The sequence below is a fragment of the Acetivibrio clariflavus DSM 19732 genome, assembly GCF_000237085.1.
Lineage (GTDB): Bacteria > Bacillota > Clostridia > Acetivibrionales > Acetivibrionaceae > Acetivibrio > Acetivibrio clariflavus.
This window is the reverse complement of record NC_016627.1, coordinates 1,461,432-1,476,518: the sequence shown is the minus strand read 5'-3', so window position 1 is coordinate 1,476,518 and position 15,087 is coordinate 1,461,432. Positions and strand designations below refer to the sequence as shown.

12 protein-coding genes are annotated in these 15,087 nt (G+C 36.2%); 2 read left to right on the top strand and 10 right to left on the bottom strand.

Features of this window, described 5'->3' with window-relative positions; all coding sequences use genetic code 11:
* Positions 1-31: 31 nt before the first annotated feature.
* The 3 genes from CLOCL_RS06260 to CLOCL_RS06245 all read right to left on the bottom strand — a co-directional run bounded on the left by CLOCL_RS06260 (position 32) and on the right by CLOCL_RS06245 (position 1,881).
* Positions 32-286, bottom strand: coding sequence for a hypothetical protein (locus CLOCL_RS06260; protein WP_014254549.1), 255 nt, complete (start codon positions 284-286; stop codon positions 32-34).
* Between the two features lie 513 nt (positions 287-799).
* A complete protein-coding gene (locus CLOCL_RS06250) occupies positions 800-1,462 on the bottom strand; it encodes an ABC transporter ATP-binding protein (RefSeq protein ID WP_014254548.1) in 663 nt (220 codons plus the stop codon).
* A gap of 35 nt (positions 1,463-1,497) precedes the next feature.
* Positions 1,498-1,881: an FtsX-like permease family protein gene (locus tag CLOCL_RS06245; protein ID WP_014254547.1), complete on the bottom strand. Its 384-nt coding sequence runs from the start codon at positions 1,879-1,881 to the stop codon at positions 1,498-1,500.
* Between the two features lie 108 nt (positions 1,882-1,989).
* Between CLOCL_RS06245 and istA the strand changes: the two genes are divergently transcribed.
* A complete protein-coding gene (gene istA, locus CLOCL_RS06240) occupies positions 1,990-3,510 on the top strand; it encodes an IS21 family transposase (protein ID WP_081467014.1) in 1,521 nt (506 codons plus the stop codon).
* A complete protein-coding gene (gene istB, locus CLOCL_RS06235; RefSeq protein ID WP_014254545.1) occupies positions 3,504-4,232 on the top strand; it encodes an IS21-like element helper ATPase IstB in 729 nt (242 codons plus the stop codon). The genes istA and istB overlap by 7 nt, the downstream gene beginning before the upstream one ends.
* A 332-nt stretch (positions 4,233-4,564) precedes the next feature.
* Here the strand turns inward: istB and CLOCL_RS06230 are convergent, their stop codons facing one another.
* From CLOCL_RS06230 to nifE, 7 genes are all read right to left on the bottom strand, one after another.
* A complete protein-coding gene (locus tag CLOCL_RS06230) occupies positions 4,565-5,782 on the bottom strand; it encodes an IS256 family transposase (protein WP_014254544.1) in 1,218 nt (405 codons plus the stop codon).
* A 730-nt stretch (positions 5,783-6,512) separates the two neighbouring features.
* Positions 6,513-8,435, bottom strand: a complete 1,923-nt coding sequence (locus tag CLOCL_RS06225) for an NAD(+) synthase (RefSeq protein ID WP_014254543.1) — start codon at positions 8,433-8,435, stop codon at positions 6,513-6,515.
* A gap of 130 nt (positions 8,436-8,565) precedes the next feature.
* A complete protein-coding gene (locus CLOCL_RS06220; RefSeq protein ID WP_014254542.1) occupies positions 8,566-9,378 on the bottom strand; it encodes a beta/alpha barrel domain-containing protein in 813 nt (270 codons plus the stop codon).
* A gap of 15 nt (positions 9,379-9,393) precedes the next feature.
* On the bottom strand, positions 9,394-10,446 hold the full coding sequence (locus CLOCL_RS06215) for a homocitrate synthase/isopropylmalate synthase family protein (protein WP_041714969.1): 1,053 nt from the start codon (positions 10,444-10,446) through the stop codon (positions 9,394-9,396).
* Between the two features lie 52 nt (positions 10,447-10,498).
* Complete coding sequence (locus CLOCL_RS06210; protein WP_014254540.1) at positions 10,499-10,807, bottom strand: 2Fe-2S ferredoxin; 309 nt, start codon at positions 10,805-10,807, stop codon at positions 10,499-10,501.
* Positions 10,804-13,506: a nitrogenase cofactor biosynthesis protein NifB gene (gene nifB, locus CLOCL_RS06205; protein WP_014254539.1), complete on the bottom strand. Its 2,703-nt coding sequence runs from the start codon at positions 13,504-13,506 to the stop codon at positions 10,804-10,806. Before nifB ends, CLOCL_RS06210 begins: the two co-directional genes overlap by 4 nt.
* A complete protein-coding gene (gene nifE, locus CLOCL_RS06200; RefSeq protein WP_014254538.1) occupies positions 13,503-14,864 on the bottom strand; it encodes a nitrogenase iron-molybdenum cofactor biosynthesis protein NifE in 1,362 nt (453 codons plus the stop codon). Before nifE ends, nifB begins: the two co-directional genes overlap by 4 nt.
* Between the last annotated feature and the right edge of the window lie 223 nt (positions 14,865-15,087).

Sequence of the window (15,087 nt, the reverse complement as noted above, 5' to 3'; positions counted from 1 at the left end):
TTCAAATTTATTGAGATACTGCATTTTTGATTTAATACTCACCGGTATATTTGAAATGCTTAACTGCATCATTTTTTCGTCTTTCAAATTCATATTTGCCACTTTCATTGCTATCATTTATACTATTTACTGTAAAGTCTTCAGCTGGTGTCAATAAAATTTCACCATTATTTTCTTCAACTAAAATTGGGTAATATGTAATGGAACCATCTTGGTGATAAAACAAAACGACAACTACATTTTTATATTCAAAAAATCTGATATGTATACATCTACATTTTTCCATTTATTTTTATCATATTCAAAAAAGTTTTTGCAATTATCTTTTATAAAGGATTCTATTTGGGATATTATGTTATTTTTGTATCCCGATCACCCATAATTCGGCTTATGTGGTTGCGTAATTACTACAGAGTAACTTTCCAGAACATCATAATTTTCATCAACATGCTATGTATACTCTCCCCTAATTGGATCTTTAAAATATCGTTCAGAGCAATATGTAATACCATTCTTTCTTTTATTCTAACTACTTCACAAATATACATACTAAATTTAAATCGCATAAAATCTAATTTCTGTATTAATAGGGCTGCCAATGTAGTTATAAATTTTCCCGTGATTAAGGAAGTTATATTATTAATCCTCAATTCTAATTTGCGAAGATATAAATATTATATATAAAAAATTTTAAAGTTAAATATAATTTAACAAAATTTAGAATAAATAGTAAACCGAAAATTTTATTAACAAACTTTCCTTCTCTTATACATATAAATTTATGATAGAGTCAATTTCTTTATAATAAAACCCCATCTCTCATATAGACAATCCTATCTGCATACTTAGCTATTTGTTCATCATGTGTTACCATTATAATCGTAACCTTTTTTTGATTATTTAAATTTTTCAATAGGTCCATTATCTGAAATCCGGACTCTTCATCTAAATTTCCAGTTGGCTCATCAGCTAAAATTATCTTAGGATTATTAGCTAATGCCCTTGCTATTGCAACTCTTTGCTGTTGCCCTCCAGATAATTCCAACGGCTTGTTGAAGGCTTTATCTTTAAGTCCCACATCATCTAACAGTTTCATAGCATTTGTTCTTCTTTCCCTACTATTTAATCCGGCAAACCCCATTGGTAATTCAACATTTTCAACAGCAGTCATATCATTTATTAAGTTAAAAGCTTGGAATATAAAACCAATGTTTTTATTACGGAAATTTGCCAGCTCTTTTTCACGATATTTATGAATGTTTACATTATCAAATAAATACTCACCTTCATCAAATCTATCCATACAGCCTAATATATTCAATAATGTTGTTTTCCCTGATCCGGATCTTCCCATTATAGCAATAAAATCACCAGGCTCAACTCTCAAAGAAACATTAACCAAAGCTCTAGTAAACACTCCTTTTCCTTTATATGACTTTGATATGTTTTTTAGTTCAATCATACTAACCCCCATTTAATTATTTTTGTTGATGTTTCCTATGCAGATCTTAATATTTCAATTGGCATTAATTTTTTTATGCTAATCAAAACCGGTATGCTTGAAATAATTACAGAAAAAACAGACAATCCGAACAATGCTGCTATAACTATACTGTTTGGAAACACTACAACAGTTGCTATTTCAAATCCTCTTAAGAGCAAAATAAGACTTCCCAGAATTCCTAATAATGTACCTAGAAAAGCAATTATGCCCATTTCTAATATAATTTCATAATAAACAACATTTTTATTTGCCCCAAGTGCTAAACAAATTGCTATTTCTCTTTTTCTTTTATTTATTGTAAGAACAAACAACCCGGATAAGTGTTTAATGTAAAATATAAATGGGCAAAAGTGAAAAAAAATTCCCCACTTTTGCAATTAATAAATCCTCAGAAATGAAAAAAGCCATTGAAGGCACCACCATTTAAATTTATCCTTGTATTAGAGACCAATCTTTTTACAAGGAGGAACTGGAGGATGCTATCAATGACTCAAAAAAATCATATCAGAAAAATGTATTATGAACAAGGTATAAGCATTAGTCAAATTTCTAGGGAAACCAACTTTGATAGAAAAACTATCAGAAAGTATATTGATAAGACAGATTGGAATGAGGATCCCATTGATAAAATTGTAAAAAGAGGAAGGCCAGAAAAACTTAAACCTTTTAAGGATACCATAGACAAGTGGCTTATGGAAGATAAGACAGCAAGAAGAAAACAGAGACATACTGCAAAACGTATTTTTGAAAGATTAACTGAAATATATAAAGATGAATTTGATTGTTGTTACAAGACAGTATCAAATTATGTTAGAAGGAGGAAAAAAGAAATATATGCAAAATCAGATGGGTACCTGCCTTTGGAACATAAGCCAGGAGAAGCTCAGGTAGACTTTGGTGAAGCAGACTTTTATCTAAACGGTAGACTATACAATGGTTACTACATAAATATTTCATTCCCATACAGCAATCAAGGATATACTCAGCTTTTCAAGGGGCAAAATCAGGAATGTCTTTTTGAAGGACTTATCAATATATTTAAACATATTCATGGAGTACCCTATAGGATATGGTTTGATAATGCTAGCACTATAGTTGCAAAAGTATTAAAAGGGGGCGATAGAGATTTAACAGATGATTTTTTGAGGTTTAAAGAACACTACAACTTTGAAGCTGTGTTTTGCAATCCTAACTCTGGTCATGAGAAGGGATCAGTTGAGTCAAAAGTGGGATATCACAGAAGGAACATGTTTGTTCCTATACCTAAAATAACTAATCTGGAAGAATTCAATAAAGAGCTTTTAATAAAATGTGATAATGATGCAGATAGAGAACATTATCGAAAAGAAATGAAAATATCAGAATTGCATATTGAAGATAGAAAATCATTAATACCACTACCAACTGTAGAATTTGATACAGGAAAATATTTAACCGTAAAAACAAACGGGTATGGGAAATTTACACTAAATAATGGAATCCACGAATATTCTACATCTCCTAAATATGCAAATGAAAAAATTAATATCAGGATAACAGCTAATGAGGTGATTATCCTTGATGAAAACTACAGAGAAACAATTAAACATACTCGACTATATGGTGATACTAAGCAGGAGAGCATGCAATGGCTTCCCTACCTTAATACTCTAGCCAAAAGACCTGGAGCATTGAAATATAGTGGAATATATAATATGTTACCGCATCCTATGAAGGAGTATATGGAAACTTGTTCGAAATCTGAAAAGGGAAAAATTCTTCAAACCATAGCAACAATTTGTGAGAAGTCAAACTTTGAAACAGCAGTAAAAGCAGTAAGAGAAGCTCTTTTGTATGGAGCAGCGGATGCAGATAGTTTGACAGCTCTTTTTAGCAGGTTAAATACTCCTGAACTTGATCTAAAACCTGCTAGAGTACCAGAGGGTATACCAAAACTTAAAAAGGTTGTTACCGATGTTTCTGCATATGATGCTTTGATAAGGGAAGCAGGTGGTAGCTTATGCTAAGTCATGAAATAGCAGATTGCTGTAAAGCATTAAAAATTAGTCAAAACATGGTGGAAAACAGCCAAAAAGTAACTGCGGACAGTCATCAGGAATACTTACTCAAGTTATTGAAACTTGAGATAGAACACCGAGAAAAGACCAGACAAAATAGGCTAATAAAGAATGCAGGATTTTATACAATGAAATCCTTGGAAGTATTTAAATTTGACGAAGTAACTGTTCCTGCGAGCATAAATATTGATTATCTGAGAAAATGTGAATTTATAAAAGATAAGAGTAATCTAGTATTTTATGGAAATGTGGGAACTGGAAAAACTCATTTAGCGACAGCTATAGGTATAGAAGCATGTAAGTTAGGTAAATCAGTAAAGTTTTTCAGGACAGCTGCTTTAGTAAACAAGCTTTCAGAGGCAAAGAAAGCCAAAGAACTCTCTGGTTTTATCAAGCAAATTATGAAAAATGATCTTTTGATATTTGATGAATGGGGGTATATTCCTCTAGACAGAGATGGTTCACAGCTTTTATTTGAGATAATATCTGAATGCTATGAGAGAAAGAGCATAATCATCACAACCAACATAGAATTTTCAAGATGGACTAATGTACTCTATGATGAACAAATGACAGGAGCACTCATAGACAGGCTGCTACATCATTGTCACTTGCTAATTTTTAATGGTGAGAGTGAGAGAATGAAAAACTCATTAATCAGACAAGGTTAACATAAAAATTCCTCACCGGTGCCTGGGGAAAAATTTTTTCATAACTGAGGAAATAATGGGAATGTAAGTAATTTTGTGTATCATAATTTATGTAATCCTTCTTTAGCAAGTAAATTTTAGTTGACAAGGTTTACAGAATATTGTTTTTTATTGCCTTTTCATTATATATTATTGCCGGATTTGTTAAGTTTTATACATAAACTTGATTAAATCTGGCAATAATCATTTATAATGGTCAGTATTAGCCTTTTAAACCTATATTTTTAATTTTGTGAGGTCTAGCCCATCCGGCGATGAGGATGAGCCCTTGAGGGCGGTGGGGGTGAATGCTCTTAAATATACTCTTCCAGCCTACCTGGATATTGGATTACCAATTGGCTAAGTACTCTATCCCAGTTTTTGTAACGTTGTGTCCATTTTTTTACTACATTCATTGATGCTAAATATAAAATCTTTTCTAGTGAACTGTCTGTTGGAAATATTGTTTTTGTTTTTGTGACCTTACGAAACTGACGATGTAGTCCTTCAATTATATTTGTAGTATAAATTATTTTTCGTATTTCTTCTGGAAATTTGAAAAATGGACTTATAACATCCCAGTTATTTTCCCAACTACGTATTGCAAAAGGATATTCCTTTCCCCACTTTTCTTTAAGTTCATAAAGTTTTTCTAATGCTATTTCTTCATTAATAGCATGATATACTTCTTTGAAATCATTACTAAATGCTTTTAGGTCTTTGTATGGCACATACTTAAAAGAATTTCTCAGCTGATGTATTATGCAACGCTGCACTTCAGATTTTGGATATGCAGCATTTATGGCTTCCTTAAGTCCGGTAAGTCCATCAACACAAAAAATTAAAACATCCTGTACTCCTCTATTTTTAAGGTCATTCAGTACACCAAGCCAAAACTTTGAGGATTCATTGTCACCAATCCAGATCCCTAAAATATCCTTATATCCATCAATAGTAACACCTAGAACAACATAAGCTGCCCTGTTTATTATTCTTCCGTCGTCCTTAACTTTATAGTGTATTGCATCCATAAAAACAAAAGAGTATATAGGTTCAAGAGGTCTTTGTTGCCATTCCTTAATCTCTGGAGCAATTCTATCAGTAATCTTACTAACCATCTCTGCTGATAGGCTAAAACCATAAAGTTCTTCAATTTGTTGACTGATATCCCTTGTAGACATTCCTCTTGCATATAAAGCTATAACTTTTTCTTCAATTCCAGAAACATTACGTTGATATTTAGGAATAATTTTAGGTTGAAATTCGCCTTTACGATCTCTTGGTACTTGTATATCAATTTCTCCAAACTCACTTTTTATTTTTTTAGGCGTATAACCGTTACGACTATTATCAGTTTTTTTATTTTCTACATCATCTTTAGCATATCCTAATTTTGCTTCAAGTTCTGCTTCTAAAAGTTCTTGTATTATATCTTTAAAAATGTCTTTAAGATATTCATTAATATCAGATACACTTTGGAAATTATTTTCCCGAACTAATTGTTTGATTTGTTCTTTTGTTAACGTTGACATAAAGTTCTCCTCCTTAGCTTTTATTATTATTAATCCTTGCCAAGAAGGAGAACATTCAATCATCTATACACAAATTTTTTTACATCCTCATCTTCTTTTTAACAGTAGCGTTAATAGTTTTATATTAACCATTTTCCCTTTTATTTTAGTTATATTAATATGTTTTAATGTTCAAGATACTACTTTGATAATTTTATAGTTTCAGAAAGCAATCTCAATAATAAATCTCAATAAGTGTAACACATTGCTTATATATTTTTTCAAAAACTTACAACTTCCTTAATAGCATTATCAATTAATTATTTCCACATCTTCAGTCAACCATTTTGCTTCCAGTTCCCCTTAGCCCCTTAACGAATCTCTAAGACCATTTATCCTGGCTATCAATGGTGTGCACAACACGGTCTTTGCTTTCATCATTGACAACCAGGACAAAGGATCTTATCCTTTTAAAATAGCTAATTTCATCAGCAAGTGATAGAGCGATTTCCTCAATCTTATTATTTTCAACATTATTTACTTCATCATATATGCGTCTTGCATTATTTAAACTGATGTTTTTATCTGTAGCATATTTTTATTGAGATTTGTGTAAAAATTTGGATTCTTTAGATAATTATCTGTAAGTTATAACCCAAAAGAAAGCACTATATAAAAATCAAACAAATAATATCATATGTCTACATTTTATTATTTCTCCATCGTAACTAAGAATTTAAAAGTCAACTAATTATTCAACTTCCTCAAGCCACTCTTTAGAATCTGCATCACTGGGCATACGCCAGTCGCCCCTTGGGGACAGGCTTATGGTTCCGACTTTAGGTCCGTCCGGGAGGCAGGACCTCTTAAACTGCTGCGAGAAAAATCTCTTTATAAAAACCTTGAGCCATTTATTGATCTCATCTTTCGAATACTTGCCTTCAAAAGCTTTCTGAGCAAGGAAGGAAATCTTCTTTGGCGGCGCACCATATCTTATCATATGATACATAAAGAAATCATGCAGTTCATAGGGACCGACAATATCTTCGGTTTTTTGCTTAATTTCACCTTCAGCGCTGGGCGGAAGCAACTCCGGTGAAATGGGAGTATCCAGTATTCTAAACAATATATCCCTTACATTCTTGTCCACCATATTTTCAGCGACCCATCTGACAAGGTGTTTTACCAGTGTCTTTGGAATACTGCAGTTTACCGAATACATGGACATATGGTCTCCGTTATAGGTGCACCAACCCAATGCTAGTTCCGAAAGATCACCGGTACCTATAACCAGGCCGCCGAGTTTGTTGGCAAGGTCCATAAGAATCTGGGTACGCTCTCTTGCCTGAACATTCTCATAGGTAACATCATGGATATTGACATCGTGACCGATATCTTTAAAATGCTGAAGACATGCGTCTTTTATATTGATTTCCCTAATACTTACCTTCATTGCCTTCATGAGATCCATGGCATTGGTGTAGGTAGTGTCGGTAGTCCCGAATCCCGGCATTGTAACAGCTATAATATTCTCCGGCGAAATTCCCAAAAGTTCATAGGTTTTTGCAGTTACAAGCAATGCCAGTGTGGAATCCAATCCGCCTGAAATACCGATAACCGAATACTTTAACCCTGTGTGCTTTATCCTTTTTGCCAGGGCGCTGGTCTGAATGGAGAATATTTCTTTACATCTTAAATCCCTGTTTGCGGAATTGGAAGGCACAAAGGGATAGGCAGGAACATATCTTGTCAGTTCCATGCACTCACTTTCTTTTTGATTAAAGAAAATTCTTCTGTATTTTTTATCAACGACACCCTCCATAAAGCTGGTGTTCTTCCTTCTGTCGTTTATCAGCTTTTGAAGGTCAATTTCGGAATAAATAAGCTGATCATCGTCCAAAAATCTTTCCGACTCACAAAGAAGTGAGCCGTACTCAGCAACCATGGCATGTCCTCCGAAAACAACATCGGTGGTGGACTCGTTTACATTGGAGGAAGTATACACATAACCGCAAATACACCGTGCCGACTGCTGCCTTACAAGCTCTTTTCTATACTCATACTTGCCTATTATCTCGTTACTTGCAGAAGGATTAAAAATCAGAGTGGCACCGTTCATACACTGATAGGAACTTGGAGGTATGGGCACCCACAAATCCTCACATATCTCTATGCCGAAACACAAATCACTGTTTTGACTGTCTTCAAACAAAAGATCAATACCAAAAGGCACACTTTGTCCGCAAATGTTTATAGTATCAACCAAAGCCTTATTTCCCGAAGAAAACCATCTCTCTTCATAAAATTCACTGTAGTTGGGTATAAAAGTTTTGGGTACAACTCCTAAAATTTTGCCCGACTGAATTACAACAGAACAGTTGAACAATTGATTGTTCAAACTTACGGGCATCCCAAGAATTGCAATCAAATCGGTATCTTTAGTATCCTTCAGTACATTTTCCAGCTGTCTTAAAGCTTCTTTCAAAAGTATGTCCTGATGAAACAAATCACCGCAGCTGTAAGATGTTATGCAAAGTTCCGGAAATACCAAAAACTTTACCTTTTCCTTATCTGCTCTTTTAATTAAATCAACAATCCTGGAACAATTGTATTCGCAGTTGGCTACCTTCATTTTAGGAACTGCAGCTCCCACTCTTACGAAACCGTATTCCATATATAATCACCCGAATATATTAAAATCTAAATTTTAAGGTTATTATAAACCTATAATAACCTTAAAACAAGTTTAACATATTCGTTAATTTTAACAAAATTTATTTTGTACAAAAATAAATTTTCTAAACTTATGACGCTGCCGGCCTTATCATCCCCAAAATATTATTTTGCACTTTCAATGTTTTTTTCAAGTCTATTTCGTTCATAAGTCCGCAAAAAGCTTTAGCAGCAGTTATAAATTTAATATAGTCACAGTTTCCCGCTCTTTCACCAATTCCCCCTATTGTGCAGTCCACATAGGTTGCCCCTGCTTTAACAGCCGCTATTGAGTTTGAAACAGCCATTCCAAGGTCATTGTGAGTATGAATTTCCAAATCAATACGCTTAAACTGTCTCTTTATTTTCCTTATTCGTTCATATATATCTTGCCGGTAAAGTATACCAACGGTATCGGCATATCTTACCCTCTTCACGCCCATAGCGCTCGCAATACCGATAATTTTCGCAAGAAACTCCGGTTCGGCCCTTGAGGCATCTTCCAGACCTACAGTTACTTCATAGCCCTTGTCTTTTGCAAGGGCTATGCACCTTTTCATATTTTCTTCCACCCAAATTCTGTCCTTTTGCAGTTTCTTCCTTATCTGTATATCCGATGACGGAATGGAAATGTGTATTATGTGGGGCATGCAATCCATTGAATCTTTGATATCCTTTATATTCATCCTGTTCCAGGCAGAAATTCTACTTTTTAAACCCAGTTCCATCAATTTTGCCACATACTTCTTTTCCTCTCCGCCCATAGCAGGAATACCGGCTTCAATCTGGTATATTCCAAGATTGCTTAACATCTTTGCAATATCAATCTTTTCCGATGCCCTAAGGGCTATTCCGGGTCTTTGCTCTCCGTCCCTCAAAGTTGTATCCACAATTTTTACTTTCATAAGCTTGCCACTCCCCTACCGGATGAATTGTAAACTTTTGTATATATCCAGAATCTCCTCATCCAACAAATCTCTCTTACACTGAATACTCTTTTCCCTGACATAATTTAAAATTCTAGCCGCTTCTTCAAGTTTACAGATTATGCCCAGTTCCTCAAGCTTTCTTTGTAATGCTCTTTTCCCCGAATGTTTGCCGATGGTAAGTTCCCTCTTCAGTCCTACCATGGACGGGTCAAAGGGTTCATAAGTTTCCGGGTCTTTTTCTATTCCGTCGGCATGTATGCCGGCCTGATACTCAAATATTCTCTTGCCTACGACCGGCTTATTTTCCGGTATCTTAATCCCCGAAATTAATGTAAAGTATTGTGCCGCTTCAGGAAGTTTACTTAAATCCAATTTCATTTCTGTATTCAAAATTACCTTTGTTGCAGTTACTACTTCCTCCAATGCGGCCAAACCGGTACTTTTACCATATCCCAAAAAAGACACCGTAATGGAATTTATTCCGCTCATGATTGCCTCCAAAGCTAAGGCCGTAGCACTGTAATACGTATCCTGCGGGCATATGTTAATGGCTTTATTTAAGGTTTTAGATAGTTTTTTAACCTTATTAACCCACAGCGGGTCAAAAATTGAATCAAGACCTGCCAACCTTACTTCATCAACCAAATCCAAATTGCTGAGATTTTTCACCCTGTCAATATCGCTCAATTTTTCCGCCTTCACCTCAACAGTTGTTTTTATTCCGAAATTTTTAGCTTTTCTAACGGTCTCAGCATCCTGCAATGTTTTTTCAGGGAAAATACAGTACTTAACATTGCTTTTAAATGCTCTCATTACATCCTCTTTCGAATTGATTCTCAGCAAAAAGGCAACACCGCACGGAAGCTTTGGAATTGATTCCAAAAACTTTGTATCGATCTCAATCAAGTCAACACCGATTTCCTTTAAAATCCGGCAGAAATAAACGGTCTCAAGCCTCTTCCCGGCATATTTTTTCGATAGTAATTCCGAAAGGGTTCTGTCAACAACAGTTACTGCATTGTTTTTTCCCAAAGGTATTGCCATAAAACTCACCCCGTCTCTCAATAAAGCCTCGGACTCCAAGGCGCTTTAAATACTATATTTCGAGCCTTTCAACCTTTTTGCCGTTTATAAAATGCGACTCCACTATTTCCGGTACATCATCGGGGGTTACTTCCTTATACCACACCCCCTCCGGATACACCACCACAATGGGTCCGGAACTGCAAATACCGAAACAGCCCGTATTTGTAACCATAACATCGTCGGATAGATCATTTGCTTCAATCTCTTCTATAAAACTCTGAGTAATTGAAACAGCATCCTTCGAAAAGCAGTATCCCTTCTGCGTGCCGTTAATTCTTGAACTGGTACAGACAAAAACATGATATTTCGGCTTTTTCATACACGTTCCCCCTTTGTCTCTTCCTTTTGACTATTCAATTCGCTCACCGCAAATCTAATGCCCTCTTCAATAGTTCCGCAGGTCTGAAAAACCCTTATCCCCACTTCCTCAAGTTTCTTTTGTAGATTATATCCTATTCTTAGAGTCAGTACGCCGTCACAATCGGATAAAGCATTTATTATCCTGTCAATTTTGGATTCTTCATTGTCACAGTCGTCAAAACCGTTGCAATACTTGTTCACAGTTCTTTTTTCAAGAAAACTGACATTTCCTAACCAATAATTGAATATATAAAACTCCTCTACATGACCGAAATGTTTATCTATATATATACCGGACCCGGTTGCAACCGCAAAGGTATAATATTTAAACTTTTGCTTTTCCAAATCTGTATCATTCACTTTTGAGCAATTAATTGCTCCAAATTCCGGCGAAACATCCCGTTCCAATGTTCCGATAGCATCCGCCCGACACTGCCTGCAGTGATACATCTGCTTTATGTATACTTCACACCTCTTCCGTACTTCATTCAGCTCTTTATTGCTTACAAGCGGCATTTTTTCAAAAGCAGTTCCTTTAGCAGGAATTAAAGGCATTATATTGGTTATATAAGCTCCGCACTCTTTAACTTTCCTGACAACTTCCTCAACATGCCCATCATTAATTCCCTTAATCAGAACTATGTTCACCTTGCACACTACCCCTCTTTCAGAAAGGTATTTTAAACCGGACAGCTGATTTTTTATAATAACCTCTGCCCCTTCCCTTCCTGTAAGCCTTTTACCTCTAAAATTGACGTACTTATAAATTTTAGCTCCAATCTCCGGATCTATTGCATTTATAGTAACAGTCACATGGGATACACCGGCCTCAATTAGGTCATCGGCATAGAAGGGAAGCATCAAACCGTTTGTGGACAAGCATACAACAATTTCCGGATCAGCCTCTTTTATCAGTTCAATGGTCTTTTTCGTGTTTTCAAAGTTTGCCAAAGCGTCACCCGGCCCGGCTATCCCCACTACTTTCAAATTTTGAAGCTTCTCCTTCACCTTCAGGAACTTATTCAAAGCCTCCTGGGGCGATAACACTTCACTGGTAACTCCCGGCCGACTTTCATTCTGGCAATCGTATTTTCTGTTGCAATAATTGCATTGAATATTGCATTTTGGTGCTACAGGTATGTGCATTCTGGCAATTTTACAGTTACCTGCTGTAAAACACGGATGTTTTTCGGTCTTTTCCAAATTATATATTTTCCTGTCCACATCGGATTTTATGGTAGTAACCTGCCTTGTTTTGTCCTTATCGGTATTTATGCCGCTCTCTTTGTATTCTTTGAAATAAAGGTTATACGTCCTTTCTCTATAACCGGAATATTTCTTTTCCAAAAGGGTATTTGTAATTTCATCGAGGAGGTTAAGTGTACCATTGTATCCGGTTATAACTTTTCTCTGTCCCCCCACTCTGTCGTGAACCGGGAAACCAACCCTTACAAGAGGAATTCCCTCTTTTTCAGTAATTACCTTGCCGTCGGAATTTCCTATAAGTATATTTGCTTCAAGTTTTACTGCATAATCCCTGATTGTGTCAAAATCCGTGTCATCCAATACTGTAACCTCTTCATCGGTAAAATTGTTCTCCAGAAGACTTTTTAAGCTTTGGCTTTCGGCTCCGGTAGCAATCAATACCGGCTTTACACCGTTTTCCATACACAACATGCTAACAGCATAACACAGCTCCGGTTCTCCGAAAATTACAGCCCTTCCCTCACCGTTAAATTTGTGGGAATCAATCATTGCGTCAATCAGTCTTCCCCTGTCGTTCAGAAGTTCTTTCGGCATTTCCTTTCCCGATATTTTTCTTAATATATCAATAAAGGCATCGGTAGCATGAATTCCAACCGGCATTGCGCACCGATAGAGAGGTACGCCAAACTCCTTTTCAAGATACAGGCCGGGTGACAGTTTATCCGGTACGGTCAATCCTATCTCAACGGTGGCCTTAGCTCCTGCCATTTTTTCAATGTCCTCCAATTTCGTGCCTCCGTCGGGAATTCGCTTATATTCTCTTCTATAGGGAGCATCAAGGGTATCCGAAACATCCGGGAACATGGTATAGTCAATATTAAAACTTTCCAGTATCCTCTTTATATTTCTTACATCTCCCGGATTCATGCTGCCCATTATAATGTTGACTTTACCGGTGGATTCACACTTTTTCGCAAGTTCTTTTACAAGACTTGTAAGTGCCGCATAATAACCTTCAAAATGGGTACCTCCATATCCCGGGGTACATATGGGAAGAATCTTAACTCTGTTAATACTTAGTCCTTCTTCAAGGTTTTCGTCATAAAATTCCTGTATTATTCTCCTTATATCCTCGCCAATGGTTTCGGCAAGACATGTGGTGGCAACTCCAATAATATCCGGATTATATAATTTAATTACATTCATGAGACCTTTTTTCAAATTTGCAGAACCGCCGTATACAGTCCCCTCTTCATTCAGTGAAGAAGATGCTATGTCAATAGGTTCATTGTAGTGTCCCGCCATATGGCGTCTTATATACGTACTGCATCCCTGGGAACCGTGCAGCATCAGCATGCTGTTTTCAATACCTTTTAAAGCCAGTGCTGCACCCATGGGCATACACATTTTACATGGATTTATATTTAAATTCACAAAATTTCTGTTTTTCACGCATATCCCCCCTGACGTATTACGTTCCATACAGGACTGTTAATAGTGCTGTCAATCTCCTTTGCAAAGTTTACTGCTCCTTCAAAACCGCATAACGGATGTTTTCTCTCATGATTGTGATCGCAGAATGCAATGCCCAGTTTGTATGCCAGAGGTCTTTCCTTTACACCTCCCACCAGGATATCCGCACCTTTTTCCGTCATAAATTTCTCAAGTTCCACCGGATTTGTATCATCCAGAATAACCGTTCCTTCGTCAACAATATTTTTCAGCACCTCATATTCTTCTTTTTTCCCTGTCTGGGTTCCCACCATCACAGTTTTCATTCCAAGATCATTAAACTGTCTTATAAGAGAAATAGCCTTAAATCCTCCTCCAACATAAATTGCAGCTCTTTTGCCTTTAAGCCTTCTCCTATAGAAATCCAATTTAGGTTCAATTCTTATAAGTTCTCCTTCAATCAATTCCTTTGCCTTCTTCACCGACTGCTTATCTCCCATGGCATAGGCCACATTCATAATGGATGATACGGTATCTTCGATTCCGAAAAAACTAACTTTTATAAAAGGAATCCCAAATTTCTTTTCCATCTCCTTTGCAAGGTAGGTCATGGAACCTGCACATTGAACAATATTGAGGGAGGCATATGGTGCCTGGATTATTTCCTCATATCTGCTATCTCCGGTAAGTTTTGAAACCACATTTATGCCGATTTCCTTAAAGTACTGCGATATAATCCACATTTCACCGGCCAGGTTAAAGTCCCCCAGGATATTTATTCCTTTGATTTTTTTATCTCCTTTATTTTCTTCCATCAATTTAAGCAATGCTTTGCATGCAGCTTTATATCCCATTGATTTGTTCCCTGAAAAACCGCTTGACTTTACCGGAATAACACGAATCTTATATTCCTCCTCAGCTCTTTTGCACACTGCATCTATATCATCGCCAATAACTCCGACTATGCAAGTGGCATAAACGAAAATCAATTTCGGCGAATACTTTTCGCATATTTCATCAATTGCAGCTGTAAGTTTTTTTTCTCCTCCGAAAACCACATCCTTTTCTCTCAGGTCGGTCGAAAAACTGTTGCGATAAATCTCAGGACCACTGGATAAACTTCCTCTTATATCCCATGTATAACTGGCGCAGCCTATCGGACCGTGCACTATATGCCAAGCGTCGGTAATCGGATTTAAAACCACCCTTGCACCACAGTAGACACATGCTCTCTGACTGATACTGCCGGCAATGCTATGCTTTTCGCATTGAAGATTGTTATCACCTTTTGACTTAAGACATATAAAATCTTTTCTTTCCTCGAGAACTTCATATTTGACTGTGCTTGACATATCCATCATTCCTTTCCCTCTTTACGGTCTTCCTTAGGCACCAAAGCCTAAGGAAAACCAAAAGAGATTTATATAAATCCTCCTATCAGAAAAATTCTTTATTTCATAAATCGCTTAAAACAGCTTTAAGCTATCAATCGGTTCCTGTTCAATTGTATTGGGGTTTTTTGAAACAGCCTTGGCCACATAATGGGGGCGTATTCAATGTAAACAGCTTTAAGCGATTTAT

Coding starts and splice junctions, on each gene's coding strand:
- CLOCL_RS06210 (WP_014254540.1), bottom strand. CDS start 10,807: ATGAAAAAGCCGAAATATCATGTTTTTGTCTGTACCAGTTCAAGAATT.
- CLOCL_RS06220 (WP_014254542.1), bottom strand. CDS start 9,378: ATGAAAGTAAAAATTGTGGATACAACTTTGAGGGACGGAGAGCAAAGA.
- nifE (WP_014254538.1), bottom strand. CDS start 14,864: ATGGATATGTCAAGCACAGTCAAATATGAAGTTCTCGAGGAAAGAAAA.
- CLOCL_RS06250 (WP_014254548.1), bottom strand. CDS start 1,462: ATGATTGAACTAAAAAACATATCAAAGTCATATAAAGGAAAAGGAGTG.
- CLOCL_RS06215 (WP_041714969.1), bottom strand. CDS start 10,446: ATGGCAATACCTTTGGGAAAAAACAATGCAGTAACTGTTGTTGACAGA.
- CLOCL_RS06260 (WP_014254549.1), bottom strand. CDS start 286: ATGGAAAAATGTAGATGTATACATATCAGATTTTTTGAATATAAAAAT.
- CLOCL_RS06230 (WP_014254544.1), bottom strand. CDS start 5,782: ATGTCAACGTTAACAAAAGAACAAATCAAACAATTAGTTCGGGAAAAT.
- istB (WP_014254545.1), top strand. CDS start 3,504: ATGCTAAGTCATGAAATAGCAGATTGCTGTAAAGCATTAAAAATTAGT.
- CLOCL_RS06225 (WP_014254543.1), bottom strand. CDS start 8,435: ATGGAATACGGTTTCGTAAGAGTGGGAGCTGCAGTTCCTAAAATGAAG.
- istA (WP_081467014.1), top strand. CDS start 1,990: ATGACTCAAAAAAATCATATCAGAAAAATGTATTATGAACAAGGTATA.